The following is a 23,587-nucleotide window of genomic DNA, read 5'->3' as shown; positions in this document are numbered from 1 at the left end:
AGATGAAAGTTATCGTCGTAGGAATGGGCCGCATGGGCACGAGCCTCGCTCGCAAGCTCGACAGGCAGGGCTACGAGGTCTGCGCCATCGACCAGGACCCCGAGCGTCTCAAGGCGCTCGGCCCCACGTTTGGCGGCCAGACCGTAGCGGGCGTCGGATTCGACCGTGAGGTCCTCGCTGCCGCCGGCATCGACCGTGCGAGCGCCGTCATCGCCTGCACGGCTTCTGACGAGACGAACATCGTCGTCGCCCGTATCTCTCGACAGACCTATCGCGTCCCGCGCGTCATCGCGCGCCTGTATGAGATCGGCAATGCCGAGACGTACCGCAGGCTCGGCATCCAGAGCATCTCGACCACCGACTGGGGTGTGAGGCGCGTCTGCGAGCTCCTGACCTTCAACGAGCTCGATGACGTCACCGGCATCGGTTCCGGCGACGTGCGCCTCGTTCGCGCCGACGTGCCGCCGATGCTCGAGGGCAGTCCTGTTCGCGAGCTCACTGCCATTGGCGAGATTAGCATCGTCGCCGTCTCTCACGACAACGAGACCTTCGTTCCCACCCAGGGCACGGTCCTCGACCACGGTGACATCATCTACGCCGCCGTCCAGGCGACCTCGGCAAGCAAGTTCCGCGCCATGCTCGGCATGACGGATTAGGAGGCTGTATGAACATCATCATTGTCGGCGGCGGCAAGGTTGGTTCCTACCTCGCCACTCTGCTGGGCAACCGCGGTTACAACGTTCGCATCGTCGAGTCGAGGAAGGCCGTTGCGCAGCGCCTCGAGGAGAAGCTGCCCGAGGGTTCCGTTGTGAGGGGCATGGGTTCGAGCCCGGATGTCCTCGAAGAGGCCGGCGTGCTCCAGGCCGACGTCATTATTGCCGTAACGGGCGATGACGAGGTCAACCTCGTGGTCGCGATGCTCGCCAAGATGGAGTACGGCGTGAATCGCGTCGTCGCCCGCGTGAACAACCCGGCAAATGCCTGGATGTTCGATGAGTCCATGGGCGTCGACATCGCCGTTGACCAGGCGGACATCATCACGAAGTCCGTCGAAGAGGGCCTCGACATGGAGGACGTCTTCACTATCATGCGCCTCGGCAAGGATGGTCACGAGATCGTCCAGGGCGAGGTTCGCCCGCGCTCCGCGATGGTGGGTAAGTCGATTGCCGAGCTCCAGATCCCCGATGGCCTGGTCTTTGTCGCGCTTGAGCACGAGGGCAACATCCTCATCCCCAACGGTGACACCGCGTTTAGCGCCGGTGACCGCGTGGTCGCCTTCGCGAGCGAGCAGGGCAGGGACTTCCTGAGCCACTCGCTGCAGTAAGGCAAGATCTTCGATAGGCCCCGCACCATTGCTTGGCGCATGACCGCCGGGACCAGCCACGGGCTGGCCTCGGCGGTATTTTTGTGAGGAAGATGGGCGCGGCTGGCAACGACGACGGTGCCGGGCGCGCTTGGAATCACGATGGAAAGACGCTACCGTAAGCGGGTCGGAATGCGAAGGAGACCAGCGATGACGAAGCCCAGCGGCGCCAAGCGCCACTACGATATGCCCCTGCCGCCAAAGCAGCAGCTTGGGCGCCAGGCCTTTGGCGGGCCCGCGCGCAGCGCGGGCATAGGCCCGAACAAAGCCTGCGGCCACAAGGGCGGCATCCGCCGTCAGGGCTCGAAGCGCGGGTAACCCAGACCAACATCAAGAAACCTGCAAAAGGGACTGTCCCTTTTGCAGGTTTCCTTTTGCAGCCATGCGGGGTTAAACGAGTTTGTCGTAGACCTCGGATTTTGGGATGCCAAACTGCTTGGCCAGGCGCTTTGCCAGGGCACTCTTGGGTTCTCCGGCCTCAAGCCCCTCGGCGACGGCCTCCTCCAGGGTGGCAGGACCAGAAGCGCAGGCTGCGCGCAGGCAAGAGAGCTCCTCCGCACTCGGGCCCTCCACGACGACGACGCACTCCCCTCGCACCTCACCACGTTCACGAACGCGTCGTGCGAGCTCGCCAGAAAGGTCGCGCACGCATTCCTCGTGAAGCTTCGTGAGCTCGCGCACGAGAGCCACGCGACGCTCCGGGAAGGCCTCGGCAATGGAGTCGAGCGTCGCCACCACACGATGGGGACTCTCGTAAAACACGAGCGCGCCGGGAATCGGCGCGAGCTCAGTCAGACGCCTCGAACGCTCCCCCGCCTTTCTCGGCAGGAATCCCTCGAAGAAGAAATGGTCCATGCCTAGACCGCTAGCAACAAGGGCGCAGGTCACGGCGCTGGGTCCCGGAATCACCTCGACGGGGAGTCCCTCATCGAGAGCGGCGTCGACCAGGCGTTGGCCGGGATCGGACACGCCAGGCATGCCGGCATCGCTTACGAAGGCGACACGCGAACCGGAGGCGACACGTGCGAGCACGCCTTCCACTCGGTTGGCGATGACGTTCTCGTCGCACCTCTCAAGCGGCACGCGAATCTCGAAGCGAGCAAGGAGCTTCGAGGTCACGCGCGTGTCCTCGCACAGAAGGACATCGGCGGAGCGAAGCGTATCAATCACTCGGGGCGAGGCGTCAGACAGGTTGCCGATCGGCGTGCCAACAAGCGACAGCATGCCGCCGGGCTGCGCCAGACGCGCCTGCTCAACGCCAGCATCCCTCGCGAACGTCGTCTCGTTATCGTTCACGCGTTCCCCCATTACTCAAGCATTCCGTGCTCGAAGCTCGAAAGCGCCACACGGGCGTCCCAGCTCGAAAGCCTGCCCTCGGTCTTCCAGGTCTGGAAGAACCATCCGACACAGCCAGAGAAGGCGCTCATCTGTCCTGCCGTAAATACGCGCTCGAGCGCGATGCGACCCTCCGGCGTCATGCCAGCATCCGCCAGCGGCAACGCACTCGACCACTCACCCACCATAACAGGCAGGCCACTCTTCTTTGTGCGAGCGAGATACTGCTCCGTATCCTTCACGAGACGACGAACGCCCGTGGGACCAGCTGCGTTCATAGAGTCCGAATAATGGAACACATGGCTATCCAGCCACACGTTTTCATAGCGCGCGGGCGACATGAAGGCTCGCCACGCATCCGGCAATCCAGCGTCATTCACGACGAAAATCGGTCGCGTTCCAGCAGCTTCGCGGACCGCCTCGTATGCATCGCGATAGAAGTTGCGGAGAAGGTGCGGCGGCACTCCCTCAACAACGGACAACCCACGACGCGAGCGGCCTTTTATCGCGCCGATTGGCTCGATGCCAAGGAAGTTCTCACGCTCCGCGTAACGTGATGCGAGCGCCGCGGCGACATCGATAACCGCGCGGCGGAAGGAGGCGACATCGCCGAAGAAGCTCGCGGGCGAGGCGGAATCCGTGCCAGGCACGACGGCGACATCGAGGAGGACCTCGATGCCAGCTGCCTCAGCCCAGTCAAATGCACGATCAACGTAGTCCAGGCAGCCCTCGGAGGGGCCGGGCATGGGCCCCGCCTCGCCGAAGACGTACCAAGGAACCTGAAGCCTGACCGCGTCATAGCCACGCGAGGCAATTCGGGCGAAGTCTCCCTCGTCGATGAACGCCGAGCGGTGACGCTCGAGAAGCTCAGCGTAGCGCGAGTCCTCCATAACACTGGCAAGCTCGGCCTCGCAAAATGCGCCCGTACCAGCGAAGAGGGACGGCGTCACCCAAGGCTCGAGGACGAGCCAACCCGACAGGTTGACACCGCGAAGACGACGATTCTCGACATCCCTCTTGCGTGCCTTGAGCAACTTTGCCCGCCCCTCCTCGACCGCGCGACAGCGCGTGGCAGGCTACGCCCGCCTAACTCAGCTCTCTCATTCCATGGTACAGCTGCCAGTACTCGCCGTGTTGCGCGAGGAGCTCATCATGGGTGCCTCGTTCAACAATCCTTCCCTGTTCCAACACCATAATTGCGTTGGCATTGCGGACGGTGGAAAGCCTGTGGGCAATCACGAAGACGGTGCGCCCCGCCATGAGGGCGTCCATGCCACGTTCGATGAGGGCCTCGGTGCGCGTATCGACCGAGCTTGTCGCCTCATCGAGAATGAGGACAGGCGGGTCGGCCACGGCCGCTCGGGCAATCGCCAGAAGCTGGCGCTGGCCGGCAGAGAGGTTGGCGCCGTCTGCGGTCACGAGCGTGTCGTAGCCCTTGGGCAGGCGGTTGATGAAGCCGTCCGCGTTCGCGGTGCGAGCAGCGGCCCTGACCTCCTCGTCCGTGGCGTCGAGCTTGCCGAACCTGATGTTGTCGGCAACGGTTCCGCAGAAGAGATGCGTGTCCTGGAGCACGATGCCGAGGCTCGAGCGGAGACTCGCCTTCTCGATGTCGCGAACGTCTATGCCGTCATATGTGATGGAACCAGCCTGAACGTCATAGAAGCGGTTGATGAGGTTCGTGATCGTGGTCTTTCCGGCGCCCGTGGACCCAACGAAGGCAATCTTCTGGCCGGGCTTCGCGAACAGCGAGAGGTCCTTGAGAACGGTTTGGCCCGGCTCGTACCCAAAGGTAACGTCATGGAAGCGGACGTCTCCCGCAAGGGGCACCTGGATGCCGTTCTCTTTACGCCAGGCCCAGCCACTCGCCCCGGCGGCGGCACGCTCCGGAGCATCCTCCTTCGCCTCGAGGTGCTCGAGGGTGACCTTGCCCTCATCCACCTCGGGCTCGATGTCCATGGCGGAGAAGAGGCGCTCCGCACCGGCCAGAGCGCCGAGAAGGAAGTTGCCGAGCTGGGTCACCTGGTTGAAAGGCATAGCCGCCTGACGAACAAACACGAGGTAGCTCGCGAGGCTGCCCATATCCGTGAGGCCCCTCGCGGCGAGGAAGGACCCCATGACCGCCACCACGGCGTAGTTGGTGTAGGTCATGGCAACCGTGATGGGCACCATGGTCGCAGCGTAGGTCTGAGCAGCCGTGCCCTGTTCGCGAAGCTGTTCGTTATGCTCGCGGAAGCCCTCGAGAGAAGCCTCCTCATGCGTATACGCCTGGACGACCTTCTGACCAGCGCACATCTCCTGGACGTAGCCATCGAGATGTCCGAGCGTTCCTTGCATAGACTTGAAATATGCCGAGCTGCGCTTGCCGGCGAGACGCACGTACACGACGAGCATCACGTCAAACGCGACAGTTACCAACGTGAGGCGCCAATCGAGAACGAACAGCAGAACCAATGTGCCAAAGGCCTGGATGGCCGCCTGGATCACATTCGCGAAGCTGTTATTGAGCGCCTCGGAGACCGTGTCAACGTCGTTCGTGAAGAAGCTCATGACGTCACCCGTGCGGGTACGGTCGAAATAGCTGAGCGGAAGCGTCTGCAGATGCGCGAACAGGTCGCGGCGGATGTCGAAGACGACGCGCTGCGCTGCCCTCACCATCGTCTGCGTATAGCCGAGCGCGGAGAGCGCGCCGACCACGTAAATGACCGCCGCCAGCACGACGCCAGCCTTGAAGCCGTCGACATCCTGGGTGGTCAGGCAGTTCACCACGGGCTTGATCATATAGGTGCCCGCAAGCTGGCAGAGGGCACACGTACTTGCAAGGACGCCAACAAGCAGGAGCTTCATGCGAGCCGCACCCATGTACTCGAGCAGCCTGCGCACCGTGCTGCCAAGGTTCTTTGGCTTCGAGGAGCCACCCTTCGTTGAATAGACGGCCATTACTCCTCATCCCCCTCAGCAACCTGCGTGTGATAAAGCTCTTGGTAGATTGGGTCAGTCGCAAGCAATTCCGCAGGCGTGCCCACGGCATGGACGCGACCGTCATCAAGGATCACGACCTGGTCCGCATCGTTCACGGACGCGATGCGCTGGGCGATGATGACCTTCGTGACGTCGGTGAGGCCGCGCAGCCCCTCCCTGATGCGGGCATCAGTCGCCATATCGACTGCACTCGTCGAGTCATCGAGAATCAAGACACGCGGGCGCCTCACAAGCGCCCTGGCGATGCAGAGTCGCTGGCGTTGGCCTCCGCTGACGTTATCGCCTCCCTGGCCGAGGTCGGCATCAAGCCCACCGATTCGGTCAAGGAACTCGTCAACGGCAGCGACATGGCATGCCTCCAGCAGCTCCTCGTCCGTAGCGTCCGAACGGCCCCAGAGAAGGTTCTCGCGCACCGTACCGGAAAAGAGCACGGGACGCTGAAGCGCGATGCCCACGCTCTCTCGCAGCGCGGCGACGTCATACTCGCGCACGTCATGACCGCCGATAAGAACGGCACCATCCGTCACGTCATACAGGCGCGGAAGCAACTGGACGAGAGAGCTCTTGCCCGACCCCGTGCCGCCAAGGACGCCGGCCGTCGAACCCGCAGGGAACGAGAGCGTGATGTCATGAAGGACGTCAGCGGAAGCATCGGCGTTGTACTTGAAGCTCGCATGACGCAGCTCGATGGAGCCATTCGGAACCTCCGCGATCGCGTTCTCCGGGCTCGCGATCGTAGGCTGTTCGCGCAGGACCTCGCCCACGCGGTGAGCGCTCGTAAGCGCACGCGTCATGAGCAGGAAGACGTTCGAGATCATCATGAGGGAGTTCGTGACTTGAAGAACGTAGCTCATGAACCCCGTGAGCTCACCGACCTTCAGCTCGCCCGCCATGATCATCGTGCCGCCCAAGGCCAGGATGAGGATGTCACTCGTATACATGGTTGCCTGAAAAAGCGGGAGGTTGAAGACGGCAGTGCCGAAGGTCTTCGTCGAAGTGGCAGCGAGGTCCCCGTTGACCGCCCCGAAGCGATCCCCGACCCACTCGTCACGCACGAACGCCTTAACCGCGCGGATGGCCGTGACGCTCTCTTGAACGACGTCGTTCAGCTGGTCCATAACATCCTGGAGAACGCCGTAAAGCGGTGCCACCCGGCGGACGATGAGAACGAGGGCGACGGCAAGCAGCGGAAGCATGACGAAGAAGACGCAGGCGAGACGTACCGAAAGCATGCTGGCGAGGATGAGGCCTGCCGTAAACATGACGGGTCCGCGCATCATGGGCCTGAAACCGTTCATGAAGGCGTTCTGGATGACGGTGACGTCCGTCGTCATGCGCGTCACGAGAGACGACGTGTCAAAGTGGTCGAGGTTCTCGAACGAATAGCGCTGGACCGCCTCGAACTGAGCGTCGCGGAGATTGGCGCCGAGACCCATTGCCGCTCGAGCGCTGCAGCGGGCGAACGCCATGCCAAAGCCCATGGCGACTATGCCGCAAGCGAGCATCTGGCCACCAGTAATCCAGACGTGGCTCATGTCCCCCGCAACGATGCCCTGGTCGATAAGGCCCGCCGTAAGGTAGGGAATCAGGAGCTCGAGCGTACCCTCGAAGACCATGCAGATGGCAGCCAGAATGAAGTCGCGCTTATACGGACCGAAATAGCGAAAGATGATTTTGAGGTCACTCACGGACGCCCGCCTCCTCGGCGCGACGCGCCACCATGTTCTTCCTCGCACGCTCGAGATATCCAATGAAAGACTCGCGTTCCTCATCAGTAAACCCATCAAGCATGGCCTCGTCTATTTCGGCGCAGCGCTCCTCCCACGGCTTCACCAACGCCCGACCGGCATCGGTGAGCTTGAGGCGCTTCGTGCGCCGGTCTCCTGGATTTGCCTCGACAGTGACAAAGCCGCCCTTCTCGAGAGCATCGAGCATGCGCGAAACGGCAGCTGGGTCCATGCCAAAGAACGATGCCATCTCTCGCTGGGTGGCGCGTTCGTGAACCGCCAGATACGAGATGACTCGGGGTTGGCCGCAGGCAAGGCCAAGCGATGACCCATACGGCCTCAACAGCGCCTTTTGTGCCTGAAACGCCCTCAAAAGAGCCATGTGCGCGTCAACCAGGGAGTAACCCTCGCCAACCGCATATTTATCTTCCCCCATTAAACTCCGCCTCTTGATAATGCTTGACTTATCAATAATTGACGAATCAAGAGAATAGCGTCGATGCTTGATATGTCAACGAAGTTATCAGCCACGAAACAATCGAGGCGCCCAAGCCACTATGTGCGTCAATTCGCACGTCCGCAGCACGCCAGGTGCAGCAAGAGCGAGACGCCCGCGCCCACCACGTGCCCACTGCGTGACCACCGCAAGCCCACCACGTGCCCAACGCAATGCCACCGCGTGCCCGCTGCACGCCAACCGCACGCCAGTCGAGCATCAGGCGCAATGGCCGGTCGCGAGGTCTCCCAGATGCTCCCTGAGTCTCTTGATTTGTCGCGAGCGGCAGGTATCTCACCGCGAGTGGTTGGGTAACAAAGCGCAAGACCGCTGCTCGATTTTAGTTGTTCACTTATCGATAGTCATTTGCGAAGACTATATGTATGCGGATTCGTAGTCATTTGCTCACGCTTGGACGCGATATCCTCTCCCTAGTCGACGCCTCAGATGGGCGTCGAGACGACGGCGGCAATTGGTGCCGCCCAACCTCAATACAGGGGAGGATCATGGAGAAGCGCATCTACAGGTTTGGCCTTGATGAGAACGGCGCTGACGTCACCGAGGGAACCGCGCACGACAACTTCACCCTCGGCGGCAAGGGTGCAAACCTCGCCGAGATGGCCCGTATCGGCCTTCCGGTTCCTCCTGGCTTCACGATTACCTGCCAGACCTGCATGGAATACGCCAACGGCGGCAACACCTGGCCCGAGGGCGTGCTCGACGGCATCGCCGCGGCCCGCGAGGATCTTGAGCGTCGTTGCGGCAAGCGCCTTGGCGACGCCGAGGACCCGCTGCTCGTCTCCGTCCGCTCCGGTGCCCCCTTCTCGATGCCCGGCATGATGGACACCGTGCTTGACCTCGGCCTCAATGACGAGTCCGTTCTCGGCCTCGCCCAGCAGACCAACAACGATCGCTTCGCCTGGGACAGCTACCGCCGCTTCATCCAGATGTTCTCGAACGTAGTCATGGGCATCGACTCCGATCTCTTCGAGCACGCGATCTCCGCCGCCCGCGAGACCGCCGGGGTCGCCACTGACACCGAGCTCTCCGCCGAGGACCTCCGCGCCCTCGCCGGCGAGTTCAAGCGCATCTTCGCCGAGAACGTAAGCCTCGAGGAGCACCCCGAGCTCGCCGGCGAGGATGGTTCCGCCCAGTTCCCGCAGGACCCCACCATCCAGCTCCGTCTTGCCGTAGCTGCCGTCTTCGGCTCCTGGGAGTCCGACCGCGCACGCCTCTACCGCAGACAGAACAACATCCCCAACGACCTCGGCACCGCCGTCAATGTTCAGGTCATGGCCTTCGGCAACAAGGGTGAGACCAGCGCCTCCGGCGTCGCCTTCACCCGCAACCCCGCCACCGGTGAGCGCGAGTTCTACGGCGACTACCTCGTGAACGCCCAGGGCGAGGACGTCGTGGCCGGCATCCGCAACACCGAGCCCATCGAGACGCTGCGCCACACCCCCGGTCTCGAAGCCGCCGGCGAGCAGCTTGAGAACATCTTCGGCATCCTCGAGCAGCACTACCGCGACATGATGGACATCGAGTTCACCATCGAGCAGGGCAAGCTCTACATGCTGCAGACCCGCGTGGGCAAGCGCACCGCCACCGCAGCCCTCAAGATCGCCGTGGACCTCGTCAGCGAAGGCGTCATCACCCGCGAGGAGGCGCTCCAGCGCATCAACCCCTCCCAGCTCGACCAGCTCATGCACCCGCAGATCGCCAAGAACGCCACGCGCAACGTCTTCGCCCGCGGCCTCAACGCGAGCCCCGGTGCCGCCGTGGGCAAGGTCGTCTTCTCCGCGTCCGATGCCGTGGCCGAGAGCGAGGCCGGCAACGACTGCGTGCTCGTCCGTTGGGAGACCACGCCCGACGACCTCGCGGGCATGACCGCCGCCAAGGGCATCCTCACCAGCCACGGCGGCAAGACCAGCCACGCGGCCGTCATCGCCCGCGGCATGGGCAAGCCCTGTGTCTGCGGTGCCGACGCCCTGCGTATCGACGCGGAGCGCAAGGAGGTCGCCGTCGCCAACTCTGACGTCGTCCTTCACGAGGGCGACATCATCTCCATCGATGGCTCCACGGGCGAGGTCATGCTCGGCGCCGTCGAGCTCGAGCGTCCCAGCACCACGGGCGACCTCGCGACCGTCCTCGACTGGGCCGACAGGGTCCGCCGCATGGGCGTTCGCGCCAATGCCGACAACCCGGCAGACGCCCGCCTCTCCCTCGAGCTTGGTGCCGAGGGCATCGGCCTGACCCGCACCGAACACATGTTCCTCGGCGACCGCAAGAGCATCATCCAGCGCTTCATCCTCTCCGACACAGAGGAGGAGCGTCAGGAGGCCGCCGACGAGCTCGCTCGCGCCCAGGAGGGTGACTTCTACGAGATTCTCTCCGTCATGGACGGCAAGTCCGTGACCATCCGCCTGCTCGATCCTCCCCTGCACGAGTTCCTCGACAGCCCGCGCGACCTGGCCGTCCGCCTCACCCGCATGGAGTGCGAGGGTGCCCCTGCCGAGGAGATTTCCCGTCTGCGCGCGCTTCTCGCACGCGTCGACTCCCTCGCGGAGGCCAACCCCATGCTCGGTCTCCGCGGCTGCCGCCTGGGCTTCGCCTTCCCGCAGCTCCCGGCCCTTCAGACGCGTGCCATCGCCCGCGCCACGGTGCGCCTGAAGCGCGAGGGCAAGAACCCGCGTCCGCACATCATGGTGCCCCTCGTCTGCCTCAATGCCGAGATTCGAGAGATGCGCGCCATCGTCGAGCGCGCCATCATCGACGTCGAGGTCGAGACCGGCGTCCGCTTGGGCGAGATCCCCGTTGGCACGATGATCGAGCTCCCGCGTGCCGCCGTCATGGCAGACCGCATCGCTCGCCACGCGGACTTCTTCAGCTTCGGTACGAACGACCTCACGCAGACCGCTCTCGGCTTCTCCCGTGACGATGTCGAGGGTAAGGTCCTCCCGACCTACCTCGAGTCCAACGTCATCCCGAGGAACCCGTTCGAGACCATCGACGAGGGCGTCGCGAAGCTCGTCGGCATGGGTTGCGAGCTCGGCCGCTCCGAGAGGCCCGGCATCTCCCTCGGCGTCTGCGGCGAGCACGGCGGTGACCCGGATTCCATCCGCACGTTCTATGACCTGGGCATCGACTACGTGAGCTGCTCGCCCTACCGTGTCCCGGTCGCGCGTCTCGCGGCCGCGCAGGCGACGCTCGCCAGCAAGGTTCGTCCGTACGTTCCCGTGACGCCGGCCTACGCCCCCGTCCGTGAGCGTCAGCCGTTCGCCGAACAGGTCTAGCCAATATCCGGCGCGCCAGGCTCATTCGTCGGCCTGACGCCCCTCCCAATCTCAGGGGACTATCCCACCCCTGGGCCCATCCGGGGAGTTCGGGTCTCCCCGGGCGAGCGGCGAGCGCACCACGCAGGCTAAACGTCTCCCCCACGCCCGCGCTTGCCGCACGCAAGAACCACCCCGACACGAAGCGACTCGCCGTGTCGGGGTGGTTCCCTTTTGGCATGCCGTGGGCATGGCATGCCAGCGATGTCGCGCCACCTCGTCCACAGGTGGCGCGCGAGATGATCACGTCTCGCTCGATGGAGTCAGCCCAAGGCCTCACACCGCCCTCGTAAGACGGGCTACGCGTTGAACACGTACTTGTCCAGGCGCGCGAACGCCTCCTGAACGCGGTCAAGCGGCAGGGCAAGGTTCATGCGCAGGTGACAGGGGCCATGGAACATGCGACCGTCCTGGATGTCGACGCCGACGCGCCAGCACTCCTTCTCGACCCACTCGATGTCTCGCCCGTGCTTCTCGCACCATTCGCTACAGTCGGCGAACAGCATGTAGGTGCCCTCGGGCTTCTGAACGGCGACGCCGTCGAAGTGCTTGTCGATGTAATCGCAGGCCCAGTCGACGTTGGCGCCGAGAACCTGGATGAGTTCGTCAAGCCACTCGTATCCTTCGGGCTTGTAGGCACCCACGAGCGCGTGCATGGACAGCACGTTCATGTCGTTGTAGTGGCACTTCGAGCTGCGGGCGCAGACGCGATCGCGCAGGTACTTGTTGTAGATGATGTGGTAGGAACCCACGAGGCCGGCGAGGTTGAAGGTCTTGGACGGGGCGTAGAGGGCGACGGTGCGGTTGCGGGCGTCCTCGGAGACGGACTGCGTCGGCACGTGCTTGTGTCCCGGCAGGATGATGTCGCTCCAGATCTCATCGGAGACCACGACGCAATCGTACTTCTTGAAGAGCTCCATCGCGCGCTCGACCTCCCAGCGCTCCCAGACGCGGCCACAGGGGTTGTGGGGAGAGCAGAAGACGACGGCGTGGATGTTGTTCTCGGCGAGCTTCTTCTCCATGTCCTCGAAGTCCATGCGCCAGACGCCGTCCTCGTCGATCTTGAGGGGCGAGTGCACGATGTCGAAGCCGTTGTTCTTGAGGCTCATCGTGAAACCGATGTAGGTCGGGCTGTGGAGAAGGACCTTGTCGCCAGGCTCCATGAAGGGGGCCAAGGTGGAGACAACACCGCCGAGGACGCCGTTCTCATAGCCGATGCACTCCTTGGTGAGGCCCTCGACGCCGTTACGCGTCTCGTGCCACCTGATGATGGAGTTGAAGTAGTCATCGGTCGGGGCGAAGTAACCAAACGCAGGATGCTTGGCGCGTTCGATAATCGCCTCGGTGGCGGTTGGCACCGTGGGGAAGTTCATGTCAGCGATCCACATGGGGATGCCGTCAAAGCCCTCGGCCGGAGCATCCGGGGCGAACCCGGTGCCAAGACCGTCGACGGCGATCGCGTCCATGCCGTGACGCTCTATGTGACTGGTGAAGTCATACTTCATGAGAAGTCCTTTCGTCTAGATGGAAAGCCCGGCCGCGGGCGGGACGCATCCGCGCCCGCGGCCGGCGAGGTATACCCTACATCACGTCGATGCTCTGGACGGCGTCAAAGCCATGCGTTCCTCTTAACGATCGAGAACACAATCCAGGAGAAGACGGCGGCCCAGGTCGCGATTGCAATGAAGCCCACGAGCTCGGCCACGAACGTCCCGAATCCGCCGAAGATGACGCCGGACTCGCCAATAAATTGTCGCGCGCAGTTTTATAAATCCGCAGGTCCACCACTACGTTTTTCCTTGGTTGCGTCTTTGTTGCAGAAACAAAGCGGAAAACGCAAGGCTAAAAGCCGTTGACACTCGAAACAAAAGTGAGCCGCTAGACGACCCGAATAGAAACAATCGCCCACTCCGTCAAACAACAGAGTGGGCGATTGCATAATCCAAGCAGCCAGCGCAAATAGCCTTCCGAGAGCGCCCGAAAAGGCGCGCCGGGAACGCAGCGACTCCGTCCACGAAAGGGTCGCCTGGGGTGCTGAAGCAAACATTCCGCAGCGCGAAGCACCTCGCTTAGCACAAGATACTCGCCCGCGAGGACGTTTGCGAAGCACCCCAGGCGGCCCGCCGGGACTCGTCAGTTACTCTTCTCCGAATAGCGCCTTCTCGGGCGTGATCGGAAGCGAGCGCACGTAATTGCCGGTTGCATGCGCGACGGCGCTCGCGATGGCGCCAAGCGGCGTGTTGATGACGACCTCGCCGATCGACTTCGCGCCGAACGGACCCGTGGGCTCATAGCTCGGGCAGAAGTCGATGCGAATCTCGGGCACGTCAAGGCGCGACGGAATCTTGTACTGCATGAAGTTGTTCGTACGAAGGCCACCGTCCGCAGCACGCTGCACGTCCTCGGTGAGGGCCATGCCGATACCCTGCGCGATGCCGCCCTCGGCCTGAACGCGCGCGAGGTTCGCGTTGGCGACGGTGCCGCAGTCGACGGCGGAAACGTAATCGACCACCGTGACCTTGCCCGTGGCCTTGTCGACGTCGACCTCGGCAATGCCGGCCATGAAGGGCGGGGGCGAAACGGGCTGGGAGTTAGACGCGTGCGCCGAGAGGAAGCCCGGCTGGAGGCCAAAGCCAATGAGACGGCCGGAGAGGTCGTCCAAGGTCATCTCACGCATTTTGCCCGAGGCGATCTCGCCGACGGTGAGGACCTCGTCATCGTCATCGGCGACGAAGATGCGGCCGCCGTCGAGGTCGAGCGCGGACGGCTCGACACCCATGACGCGGCCCGCTTGCTCGAGGATCTTCTCGCGCAGCTCGGTCGCGGCCTTCACGACGGCCATACCCGTAACGTACGTGCCGGAGCTCGCGTAGGAGCCGCAGTCGAAAGGTGAGGTGTCCGTGTCGACGCCGTTCACCACGATGCGGTTGGTGCTGCAACCGAGGACCTCTGCCGCGAACTGGGCGAGGATCGTGTCGCCGCCAGTGCCCACGTCGGTCGCGCCCATGTTGAGTACGTAGAAGCCGTCATCCTCGAGGCGCAGGTCGACAGATCCGATGTCGATGTTGGAGATGCCAGAGCCCTGCATGGTGAGGGCGACACCCAGGGAGCGCACGCGGTCGCCCAGGTCACGGGCGAGCGGCTTGTTCTTCCAGTCAATCATCTCCATGGCGCGGCGCAGGCAGTCATCGAGACGGCAGCTCTCGAGCTTCTCGTTGTAGTACTGCGGCATGGTCTCGCCCTCGTGGACGATATTGGCGAGGCGCATCTCGCATGGATCGATACCGAGCTTGTCCGCCATCTCGTTGACGGCGCTCTCGACCGCGAACTGGCCCTGCGTGGCGCCGTAGCCACGGAAGGCGCCGCCGGGCGTCGTGTTGGTGTAGACGACGTCATAGGAGAAGCGGCTCGCACGGACGTGGTTGTAGATCGGGAGCGACTTGTGACCGACGAGGCCGATGGTCGTGGGCGCGTGATAGCCATAGGCGCCAGCGTCAGACAGCGCATAGAGGTCGATGGCCGTGATCGTGCCGTCGTTCATGGCACCGAGACGGACGCGCATGCGCACCTTGTGGCGAGTGTTGCCGCTCGCCATGGTCTCCTCACGCGTGTAGATGCACTTGCATGGGTGACCGAGCTTATAGGCACAGAACGCGGAGTAGACCTCGTTGCAGCCGGTCTGCTTGGCGCCGAATCCACCGCCGACGCGGGGCTTGATGATGCGGACGCGACTCTTGGGAATCTGGAGCGCGATGGAGACCTGACGGCGGATGTGGAACGGCACCTGCGTGGAGGCGACCACGCACACGCGGTCCTGGGCGTCCGTGTAAGCATAGGAGCTAAAGGGCTCCATCATCGACTGCTCGGTCGCCTGGGTCTCGTAGACGCGGTCGATGACGACGTCGGACTCCTCGAACGCGCGCTCGAGATCACCGTGCTCGGAGACCTCGTGGCAGACGAGGTTACGCTTGAAGTCCTCGCCCATGGGCACATAGGCGCGGATGTCGTCCTCGTCATGAACGATCGTGGGGTTGTCGAGCGCCTCCTTGAAGTCGAGAACGGCGGGGAGAACCTCGTAGTCGACCTTGATGAGGCGCATGGCGGCGTTGATGGCGAGCTCGTCCGTGCCAACCACGATGGCAACCTCGTCGCCGACGTAGCGCACGGTGCGGTCGAGGATCATCGTGTCGTACGGGCTCATCTCGCGGAAGCTCTGGCCGGCGAGTGTGTAGCGCACCTGGGGGACGTCCTCGTAGGTGTAGATGGCGACGATGCCGTCGATTCGACGGGCGCGCGAGGCGTCGATGGAGCGGATGCGCGCGTGCGCGTGGGGCGAGCGCAGCAGCTTGACGATGTAGGAGTCACGCGGGGCAAGGTCGTTCGTGTAGACGGCACGACCCTCGAGCAGGCCCTTCGCATCCTTCTTGACAACGGCGTGCGAAAGCTGGCGAAGCTCGCCGGCGCGGGAGTCAGAGACGACGCTCTCACCGATGGTTCCCATTAGCGCACCTCCCCTTCGTTCGCGGATGCGTCTGCGGAGGGCGCGACGCCGGTGACCTCCGTGCTCGCGGGCGCGGCAATGCCCGTCGCGCGGTCACGGGCAAGGAAGCGGCGAACGGCGCGGAGCTGGCTCGCGTAGCCCGTGCATCGGCAGAGATTGCCGGAGAGGTAGCGGCTGATTGTCTCGTCATCCGCGTCAGGATGGTCGCGATCGAGCGCCAGCACGTTCATGACGAGGCCCGGAGAGCAGAAGCCGCACTGCTCGGCGCCCTCCTCCATCATGCAACGCGCGAACTCGGCGGACTCAGAGCGAAGGCCCTCGAGCGTGGTGACGCGACGACCGTTCACGCGAGGCATGTAGACCGCGCAGGAAAGGACCGGGGTCTCGTCGAGCCAGACGGTGCAGAGGCCGCAATTGGTGGTCTCACAGCCGCACTTGACGCTCTTGTAGCCGCGCTCGCGCAGGAAGTCGAGCAGGCGCGTGTCGGGACGCACGTCAACGGAGACGTACTCGTCATTAATGAAGAAGCTTACGAGCATTAGTTGTCACCCTCCCCCATCTTGGGCGCGTCACCGTCATGCAAGTCTCCGGAACACACGGCGCGCGGAGCAGGCGTGAAGGTAGAAGCGGGGATGGGGTCGAGGCCTGCCGCGACGCGAATGGCACGACGGCCAAGCTCGCGAGCGAGGTGGCGGCGATAGCGCTCGGAGCCACGCATGTTACCGCTCATCGGCAGCTCGGCGAGGCGGGCGCAAGAGGCATCAAGCTCCTCGTCCGTGAACTCGAGCGGAAGGCCGAGGCGATCGCCCTCAACGAGGCGGGCGCGACACGGACGGGCACCGACGGTGACGTGCCAGGCGCCTCCCCAGGCGGCGGCACAGACGTTCAGGACCGGGAAGTCCGTCGCGGAGTTGCGGAGCGCCTGGAAATTGGCGGCGTAGTCATGCTTGTGCACGATCACGTGGGTGAGGATGTCGCGCTCGTAGGGCATGGAGGCGAAGGTGGCGAGGCTCACGATGCCGGCACCGACGAGCTCGACCTCCGTATCGAGGGCGAGCAGCGAGGTGAGGACATCCGAGAAGCCAAAGCGGCCGAAGACCGAGCCGCCGACGGTGGCGCAGTTGCGCATCTGCACGCCGACCACATCCTGGACGGCATCGCGGAAGACGTTGCCAGTGGCCTCATTGAAGGCGACGTGGCGCTCGAGCTCGTGCAGCGTCACCATGGCGCCGATCACGAAGCTGTCGGGGGTTTCCTCGATCTGGTCGAGGCCGAGGTTCGACAGGTCGATCATCGTGCTGATTCGCCTGTCTTGGAGGCGCAGCCAGACCCCGCCGCCGAGGACGCGATTCATGCGCCCCTTCCGGAGAAGCTCGTACGCCTCCTCTGCGGTGTCTGGACGCGCATAGTTCTTAAATTGGAGCACGGTTCTCCTTCGGATGCTCTGACGCTCGTCGTGGCGATTAGCGCGCCGGGCAGGGCGCCCATCTGTAGGGCCGCGCGAACATGCGAGAACGGCCCCCTCTTATCCTTACTCGTCAATCCTATAGGATAGGACCAGGCGACGGGGCCGTTTAACAGCAAAAATACAATTATGGCGTGCTAGTTTCTCCCGCATAACGCCGATGATTGGCGAGAGGGTCGCGAGATGGCACGGGTCGCCCGGCGCATGTCGCCCGACGTAGAGTCACCCGGCGCATGTCGCCCGGCGTAAAGTCGCTTGCCCGCCGTCTCCCAACGCTCCGCGAGCCGGCGGGCAAGGTTGCGCGCTACACGTCCATGATGCCGTGCACGTGGTGGATATAGCCGAGCGGCTCCTTCTCGACCTCGCCGGCGGTGGCCTTGGTGTCGAGGTACTCGAGCATGGACTCGGCGACGCGCTTGGCGCCCTCGACGGCATGAACGACGGTCTTGGAGCCCGTCACCACGTCACCCGCGGCAAACACGCCATCGACCGTGGTCATGCCACGCTCGTCGGTGAGGAGTAGGCCCCGCTCCCCGCCCTCGAGGCCGGGCGTCGTGAGGATGAGCTTGTTCTTTGGGCCCTGGCTGATGCAGATGATCGTGGAGTCCGCGTCGTACTGGACGAGGTCGTTGTCGAAGCCGATGACGTTGTCATCCTCGTCAAAGATGGCGCGCTTGAAGACGGGACCGTCCTCCGTGAGCATCGTGATTGCCCTGCCGTAGGCGACCTCGGCACCTTCGAGCTCGGCATATGCGAGTTCATCCGGGCTGGCGGTGACCTCCTTCGAGCGCGAGTACATAGTCACGTGGCGAGCGCCGCGACGAAGCGCCGTGCGCGCGACGTCGACCGCGGAGTTTCCCACGCCGATGATTGCGACCGTCTCGCCTAGCTCGAATGCCGTCGGGTCCGCGAGGTAATCGACCGAGAAGTGCACGTTAGCGAGGGACTCGCCACGCATGCCGAGGGTTCGCGGCCGCCAGACGCCAGTGCCCACGAAGACGCACTCGTAACCGTCACGGAAGAGGTCGCGAATCTCGAGGGCGCCGCCGATCGTCGTGTTTGCGCGGAACATGATGCCCATGTCCGCCATGCGCTTCGCGTAGCGATCGAGGACGGAGCTCGGGAGGCGAAACTCCGGGATGCCGTAGCGCATGACCCCGCCGATGCGCTCCTTCGAGTCGAAAATCGTGACGCCGTAGCCCTCATGAGCGAGCTTCACGGCAACCGTGATGCCCGCTGGTCCGGCTCCGATGACGGCAACCGAGCGACCGTTGGCAGGCTTGCGCTTGATCTGCATACGCTCGAGATAGAGGTCTGAGATGAAGTTCTCGATGGCGGAGAAGTGAACGGGAGTGTCCTTGCGGGCACGGATGCAATGGCCCTCGCACTGGCCCTCGTGATTGCACACCGTGGAGCACACGATGGAGAGCGGGTTATTCTCAAAGAGCATCGCTCCGGCCTCATTGAGCTTGCCGTCCTTGAACAGGCGAATGACCACGGGGATGTTGGTGGAGACGGGGCAACCCTTCTGACACATGGGGTTCTTGCACTGAAGACAACGGTCCGCTTCTTCGATGATGTGGATTGCCACGGGCACGCACCCTTTCTTCGAGTCGCATCATGCGACTCGATTAGGTTGTCTACTTATCCGTGGTCAACTTTACCATGACTAATCGAGGCTACGCGTGAATCAAGGCCTCGCCACACGACGCGCACGGGTTCCAAGCAAGAACGCGCGCGCCACGGACTCCCCCGCGATGGGTAACAACGTCACGGCGCCCGCCATGCACTGCTCCAGCGTCGAAGGCCCGATGACAGCAGGGACCACGAGGTCAATACCACTCTCATAGACCTCGCCAAGGTCCTCGGCGCGCCCACCCACAACCGCCACGACGGGAATCCCCCTCGCCTTGGCACGGCGAGCAACGCCCACGGGAGCCTTGCCAAACGCGGACTGTGCGTCCATGTGTCCCTCGCCAGTGATAACGAGGTCAACTCCTTCGAGAGCCTCGTCAATATGGATGGCATCAAGCACGAACTCGATGCCGCGCTCGACACGCGCGCCGCAAAATGCCGTTAGCGCCGCACCGACGCCGTGCCGGCAGCGCCCGCTCCCGGCACGGCGTCGATGTCACGCCCGCATATGGCTTCGAGCATACGCGCGTAAGAGCGCATCCAGGAATCGGCGGCACCCACGTCGCGGACATCGATGCCCTTCTGGGGGCCATACACCGCGACGGCGCCAGACGGACCCGTCAGGGGGTTCGTGACATCCGTTATGGCAACGATTTCCGTATCCGCCAGCCTCGGGTCGAGGCCCGCAAGATCGATGCGAGCGAGGTCTCTGAGACCGGCGAGCCCCGGAGCGACATCCTCCCCGCTCGCATTGAGCAAGCGAACCCCAAGGGCTTTGGCCATGCCGGAGCCGCCGCCGCTCGTAGCAGATCCGCCGAGACCGACGTAGATGTGACGGACGCCAGCATCCAGGGCGTCGCCTATGAGCTGGCCGACGCCGTACGATGAGGCAAGCAGGGCGTTCGAGCGATTCTGCTCCACGAGCGTGATTCCCGCCGCCTCCGCCATCTCGATGATGGCGCAGTCTCGGTCGAAGAGCCCGTAGCGGGCACGGACGGGTTCGCCGAGAGGGCCAAGAACGTCCACTTCGCGGATCTCGCCATTTCGAGCCGCAATGACGGCATCCACCGTGCCCTCCCCGCCGTCAGCGATAGCCAGGCGCTTGACGCCCGCCCGTGGGAGAACTCTGCGAATGCCCCGTTCTATAAGTTCAGCCACTCGAAAGCTTGACGCAGAGCCCTTGAACGAGTCAGACGCAATGAGAATGGAAGGCTCGGTCACCGGAGGATCCTTTCCCTATGGCAGCGGCACAATGGTTGACAAAGGGACAGTCCCTTTGTCAACCATTGTGCACCTCTTTCTGTTAACACGACCGTTACTAAGAACGCGTTGTGTCGCGCACTTTAGTCTGCTAAAGTCCTTGTCAGCAACTTTAGCAGACTAAAGTGCCACGAGGCGTCATGCAGACGCTCGGCGTCCCCGGCACCCCAAGGAGGCTCACATGCGCACCAACGACTCCATCTCTCGCCGTCAGTTCCTCTCCCTCGCGGGCGGCATCGCCGCCGTCTGCGGCCTCGGCCTCGTCGGCTGTGGCGCTGGCTCCGGCTCCGCGACGACGGCCACCGCAGCCAGTGCCACGGCAGAGGCCGCCGACGACTCCGCGAACATCACCAAGCTGACCGTCGGCTTCGACCAGGAGTACCCGCCCTACGGCTTCGTCGGCGATGACGGTCAGTTCACCGGCTTCGACCTCGACCTCGCCGCCGAGGTGTGCCGCCGCAACAGCTGGGAGGTCGAGTACGAGCCAATCGACTGGGACGCCAAGGACACCCAGCTCAACTCCGGCGTGATCACCTGCATCTGGAACGGCTTCACCATGGAGGGCCGCGAGGATGGCTACACCTTCTCCGCCCCCTACATGAAGAACGGCCAGGTCGTCGTCGTGAAGAAGGACTCTGGCATCTCCAGCCTCGACGATCTCGCGGGCAAGAACGTCATCACCCAGACCGACTCCGCTGCCCTCGAGGTACTGCAGGGCGACAAGGCGGACCTCGCGGCGTCGTTCGCCGGTCTCGAGACCATCGGTGACTACAACACCGCCTTCATGCAGCTCGAGTCCGGCGCCGTCGACGCCGTTGCCTGTGACCTCTCCATCGCCGAGTACCAGCTCTCCGCAAAGCCCGACGCCTATACCAAGCTCGACGAGGACCTCTCCACCGAGAACTACGCCGTGGGCTTCAAGAAGGGCTCCCAGGCCCTCGCCGACAAGGTCACCGAGACCCTTAAGGCCATGGACGCGGACGGCTTCGTCAAGGACCTCTGCGAGAAGTACACGAGTTACGGCATCTCGTACGAGAACTGGGAGCTCAAGTAGCCAAGGCTCGCCCGCTCGGAGCTCCGCAAGACACCGCACAACACACCCGGTATGCGCCGGCGGCGCCGCATCCCAGGCACCGCCGGCGCGAACGGCACAGGAGGCACCATGGACATAGCAACGATGACGGGCATGCTGATACAGGGCTTTGGCGTGTCGCTCAAGCTCTTTATGCTCACGCTCATCGGAGCCATCCCCCTGGGCATACCGGTGGCGCTCGCCCGAATGAGCCGCCTGCGCCCGCTGGCGCTGCTCGCACGGGCGTTCATCAGCGTGTTACGCGGAACGCCGCTCATGCTGCAGATGTTCGCGATCTACTTCTCCCCTTATTACGTCTTCGGCATTCAACTCACGCCGGACTCCAAATGGCATGCCTGCGTCGTGGCGTTCATCATCAACTACGCCGCGTACTTCGCGGAGATCTACCGCTCGGGCATCCAGTCCATACCGCGTGGCCAGTATGAGGCTGCCGAGGTCCTCGGCTATTCGAACGGCCAGACGTTCTTCCGCATCGTCCTCCCCCAGGTTGCCAAGCGCATCCTCCCTGCCATGGGAAACGAGGTCATCACCCTCGTAAAGGACACCTCGCTCGCCTTCTCCATCGGAGTCGCCGAGATGTTCTCCACCGCCAAGGCGCTCGTGGCGTCTCAGGTGAGCATGATGCCGTTTGCCATCGCCGCGCTCTTCTACTGGGTGTTCAACTTCCTGGTGGAGGTCGCGCTCGGCGTACTCGAGAAGAAACTCGACTACTACCACGACTAGGAGGCTTCGATGCCTGAAACCATCGCAACAGACACCAGCGCAACGAACCAGCGAGTCGTCTCGATCGAGGGCGCGCGCAAGTCATTTGGCGACACCGAGGTGCTCAAGGGGATCACGCTCGAGGTCAATCGCGGAGAGGTCGTAGCCATCATCGGCGCGTCCGGCGGCGGAAAGTCGACGCTGCTTCGCTGCATGACGCTACTCGAGAAGCTCGACGGCGGAAGCCTTTCCTATGGAGACGTAAGGGTCGCCGCGGATGACGGGAGCGGATGCTCGCGCTACGGCGACGCGGCCGTCCTCAAGGCCGCACGCCAGCGCTTTGGCCTGGTATTTCAAGCCTACAACCTCTTCCCGCACATGAGCGTTCTGCACAACGTCACGGACGCCCCCATCCACGTGCAGCACCGCAATAAAGACGAGGTCGAGGCGCAGGCGCGCGAGCTCCTCGCAAAGATGGGCCTCACCGGCAACGAGGACAAGGTTCCCTGTCAGCTCTCCGGAGGCCAGCAGCAGCGCGTGAGCATCGCGCGCGCCCTCGCCATGAACCCCGAGGTACTCTTCTTCGACGAACCCACGAGCGCGCTTGACCCGGAGCTCACCGCGGAAGTGCTGCGCGTCATCAAGGGCCTCGCCGCCGAGCAGATGACCATGGTGATCGTGACGCACGAGATGAGCTTCGCGCGCGAGGTCGCTGACCGCGTCGTCTTCATGGACGGCGGCAGCATCGTCGAAGAGGGTACGCCCCAGCAGGTCTTCGAAAACCCCCAGCACCCCCGCACCCGCGAGTTCCTCTCCCGCTACACGCAGTAGACCAGAAAAAGGGACAGTCCCTTTTTCTGGTCCGGGTTGACAAAGGTTGACAAAGGGACTGTCCCTTTGTCAACTCCCTTTGTCAACTCTTCGCTGCGGAATTTGCTCTATCCTAGTTGCGAATGTGCAAACCACGCCCGAGGGGAGCCCCATGGAGGCATACAAGAGCGAATTCATCAAGTTCATGGTCGAGTCTGACGTCCTGAAGTTCGGCAGCTTCACGCTCAAGAGCGGCCGTCAGTCCCCCTTCTTCATGAACGCCGGCGCCTACGTCACCGGCTCCCAGCTCAAGCGCCTTGGCGAGTACTACGCCCAGGCCATTCACGACAACTTCGGCGATGACTTCGACGTCCTCTTCGGGCCGGCCTACAAGGGCATCCCCCTGGCCGTCGTGACCGCCATCGCCTACCACGAGCTCTACGGCAAGGAGGTCAAGTACTGCTGCGACCGCAAGGAGGCCAAGGAGCACGGCGCCGACAAGGGCAACCTCCTCGGCTACGAGCCGCAGGACGGCGACCGCGTGATCATGGTCGAGGACGTCACCACCTCCGGCAAGTCCATCGATGAGACCTACCCCAAGGTCAAGGCTGCCGCAGACGTCGAAATCAAGGGCCTCATCGTCTCCCTCAACCGCATGGAGGTCGGCAAGGGTGGCGTGACCACCGCCCAGAAGGAGATCGAGGCCAAGTACGGCTTCCCCGTCGCTAGCATCGTTTCCATGGCCGAGGTCGTCGAGACCCTCTACAACCATGAGATTGAGGGCAAGGTCGTCATCGACGACGCCCTCAAGGCCGACATCGACGCCTACTACGAGCAGTACGGCGTCAAGGAGCAGTAAGGTCCGCAGGGACCCCGCCGCAACCGCCGG

20 protein-coding genes are annotated in these 23,587 nt (G+C 63.5%); 8 read left to right on the top strand and 12 right to left on the bottom strand.

Features of this window, described 5'->3' with window-relative positions:
- The first annotated feature begins 2 nt into the window (after window positions 1-2).
- The 3 genes from ABCN07_RS01060 (at window position 3) to ABCN07_RS01050 (ending at window position 1,681) form a co-directional block, all read left to right on the top strand.
- The gene (locus tag ABCN07_RS01060) at window positions 3-656 is read left to right on the top strand and encodes a TrkA family potassium uptake protein (protein WP_126422528.1); all 654 of its coding nucleotides are present in this window, start codon (window positions 3-5) and stop codon (window positions 654-656) included.
- Between the two features lie 8 nt (window positions 657-664).
- Window positions 665-1,324, top strand: coding sequence for an NAD-binding protein (locus ABCN07_RS01055; protein ID WP_293824657.1), 660 nt, complete (start codon window positions 665-667; stop codon window positions 1,322-1,324).
- A gap of 189 nt (window positions 1,325-1,513) precedes the next feature.
- Window positions 1,514-1,681 (top strand): hypothetical protein, encoded by a 168-nt coding sequence (locus ABCN07_RS01050; RefSeq protein WP_343005010.1) that lies wholly within the window; start codon window positions 1,514-1,516, stop codon window positions 1,679-1,681.
- Between the two features lie 72 nt (window positions 1,682-1,753).
- Here ABCN07_RS01050 and rsmI read toward each other — a convergent pair whose 3' ends face one another.
- From rsmI to ABCN07_RS01025, 5 genes are all read right to left on the bottom strand, one after another.
- Window positions 1,754-2,587 carry a 16S rRNA (cytidine(1402)-2'-O)-methyltransferase gene (rsmI, locus tag ABCN07_RS01045; protein WP_343005165.1) on the bottom strand — a complete coding sequence of 278 codons (834 nt, stop codon included), beginning with the start codon at window positions 2,585-2,587 and terminating at the stop codon, window positions 1,754-1,756.
- Between the two features lie 83 nt (window positions 2,588-2,670).
- The gene (locus ABCN07_RS01040; RefSeq protein ID WP_343005009.1) at window positions 2,671-3,732 is read right to left on the bottom strand and encodes a cellulase family glycosylhydrolase; all 1,062 of its coding nucleotides are present in this window, start codon (window positions 3,730-3,732) and stop codon (window positions 2,671-2,673) included.
- A 52-nt stretch (window positions 3,733-3,784) separates the two neighbouring features.
- Window positions 3,785-5,635, bottom strand: a complete 1,851-nt coding sequence (locus tag ABCN07_RS01035) for an ABC transporter ATP-binding protein (RefSeq protein ID WP_343005008.1) — start codon at window positions 5,633-5,635, stop codon at window positions 3,785-3,787.
- Window positions 5,635-7,365, bottom strand: a complete 1,731-nt coding sequence (locus ABCN07_RS01030; RefSeq protein ID WP_343005007.1) for an ABC transporter ATP-binding protein — start codon at window positions 7,363-7,365, stop codon at window positions 5,635-5,637. The genes ABCN07_RS01035 and ABCN07_RS01030 overlap by 1 nt, the downstream gene beginning before the upstream one ends.
- The gene (locus ABCN07_RS01025) at window positions 7,358-7,840 is read right to left on the bottom strand and encodes a MarR family transcriptional regulator (protein ID WP_343005006.1); all 483 of its coding nucleotides are present in this window, start codon (window positions 7,838-7,840) and stop codon (window positions 7,358-7,360) included. The genes ABCN07_RS01030 and ABCN07_RS01025 overlap by 8 nt, the downstream gene beginning before the upstream one ends.
- 563 nt (window positions 7,841-8,403) lie before the next feature.
- On the opposite strand from ABCN07_RS01025, the gene ppdK reads away from it, so the two are divergent.
- Window positions 8,404-11,193, top strand: coding sequence for a pyruvate, phosphate dikinase (gene ppdK, locus ABCN07_RS01020; protein WP_343005164.1), 2,790 nt, complete (start codon window positions 8,404-8,406; stop codon window positions 11,191-11,193).
- Window positions 11,194-11,531: 338 nt separating this feature from the next.
- Here ppdK and ABCN07_RS01015 read toward each other — a convergent pair whose 3' ends face one another.
- The 7 genes from ABCN07_RS01015 to ABCN07_RS00985 all read right to left on the bottom strand — a co-directional run bounded on the left by ABCN07_RS01015 (window position 11,532) and on the right by ABCN07_RS00985 (window position 20,054).
- The gene (locus tag ABCN07_RS01015; protein WP_343005005.1) at window positions 11,532-12,737 is read right to left on the bottom strand and encodes an aminotransferase class I/II-fold pyridoxal phosphate-dependent enzyme; all 1,206 of its coding nucleotides are present in this window, start codon (window positions 12,735-12,737) and stop codon (window positions 11,532-11,534) included.
- Between the two features lie 632 nt (window positions 12,738-13,369).
- Window positions 13,370-15,733, bottom strand: coding sequence for a molybdopterin cofactor-binding domain-containing protein (locus tag ABCN07_RS01010; protein ID WP_343005004.1), 2,364 nt, complete (start codon window positions 15,731-15,733; stop codon window positions 13,370-13,372).
- A complete protein-coding gene (locus ABCN07_RS01005; protein ID WP_343005003.1) occupies window positions 15,733-16,272 on the bottom strand; it encodes a 2Fe-2S iron-sulfur cluster-binding protein in 540 nt (179 codons plus the stop codon). Before ABCN07_RS01005 ends, ABCN07_RS01010 begins: the two co-directional genes overlap by 1 nt.
- Window positions 16,272-17,159 carry an FAD binding domain-containing protein gene (locus tag ABCN07_RS01000; protein ID WP_343005002.1) on the bottom strand — a complete coding sequence of 296 codons (888 nt, stop codon included), beginning with the start codon at window positions 17,157-17,159 and terminating at the stop codon, window positions 16,272-16,274. Before ABCN07_RS01000 ends, ABCN07_RS01005 begins: the two co-directional genes overlap by 1 nt.
- A gap of 343 nt (window positions 17,160-17,502) precedes the next feature.
- The gene (locus ABCN07_RS00995) at window positions 17,503-18,789 is read right to left on the bottom strand and encodes an NAD(P)-dependent oxidoreductase (protein ID WP_343005001.1); all 1,287 of its coding nucleotides are present in this window, start codon (window positions 18,787-18,789) and stop codon (window positions 17,503-17,505) included.
- 99 nt (window positions 18,790-18,888) lie between these two features.
- On the bottom strand, window positions 18,889-19,233 hold the full coding sequence (locus ABCN07_RS00990; RefSeq protein ID WP_343005000.1) for a glycerate kinase: 345 nt from the start codon (window positions 19,231-19,233) through the stop codon (window positions 18,889-18,891).
- A 41-nt stretch (window positions 19,234-19,274) separates the two neighbouring features.
- Window positions 19,275-20,054 (bottom strand): glycerate kinase, encoded by a 780-nt coding sequence (locus tag ABCN07_RS00985; RefSeq protein WP_343004999.1) that lies wholly within the window; start codon window positions 20,052-20,054, stop codon window positions 19,275-19,277.
- Between the two features lie 220 nt (window positions 20,055-20,274).
- Here ABCN07_RS00985 and ABCN07_RS00980 point away from each other — a divergent pair, with 220 nt between their 5' ends.
- The 4 genes from ABCN07_RS00980 to pyrE all read left to right on the top strand — a co-directional run bounded on the left by ABCN07_RS00980 (window position 20,275) and on the right by pyrE (window position 23,557).
- Complete coding sequence (locus ABCN07_RS00980) at window positions 20,275-21,147, top strand: amino acid ABC transporter substrate-binding protein (protein WP_343004998.1); 873 nt, start codon at window positions 20,275-20,277, stop codon at window positions 21,145-21,147.
- Window positions 21,148-21,255: 108 nt separating this feature from the next.
- The gene (locus ABCN07_RS00975) at window positions 21,256-21,909 is read left to right on the top strand and encodes an amino acid ABC transporter permease (protein ID WP_343004997.1); all 654 of its coding nucleotides are present in this window, start codon (window positions 21,256-21,258) and stop codon (window positions 21,907-21,909) included.
- Window positions 21,910-21,918: 9 nt separating this feature from the next.
- A complete protein-coding gene (locus tag ABCN07_RS00970; protein ID WP_343004996.1) occupies window positions 21,919-22,719 on the top strand; it encodes an amino acid ABC transporter ATP-binding protein in 801 nt (266 codons plus the stop codon).
- 151 nt (window positions 22,720-22,870) lie between these two features.
- Complete coding sequence (gene pyrE, locus ABCN07_RS00965) at window positions 22,871-23,557, top strand: orotate phosphoribosyltransferase (RefSeq protein WP_343004995.1); 687 nt, start codon at window positions 22,871-22,873, stop codon at window positions 23,555-23,557.
- Window positions 23,558-23,587: the final 30 nt, after the last annotated feature.

Source organism: Collinsella sp. 1033st1_E11_1033SCRN_220408 (assembly GCF_039062465.1).
In the GTDB taxonomy this organism is placed as follows: domain Bacteria; phylum Actinomycetota; class Coriobacteriia; order Coriobacteriales; family Atopobiaceae; genus Parolsenella.
This window is presented reverse-complemented; position numbering and strand designations above follow the sequence as displayed.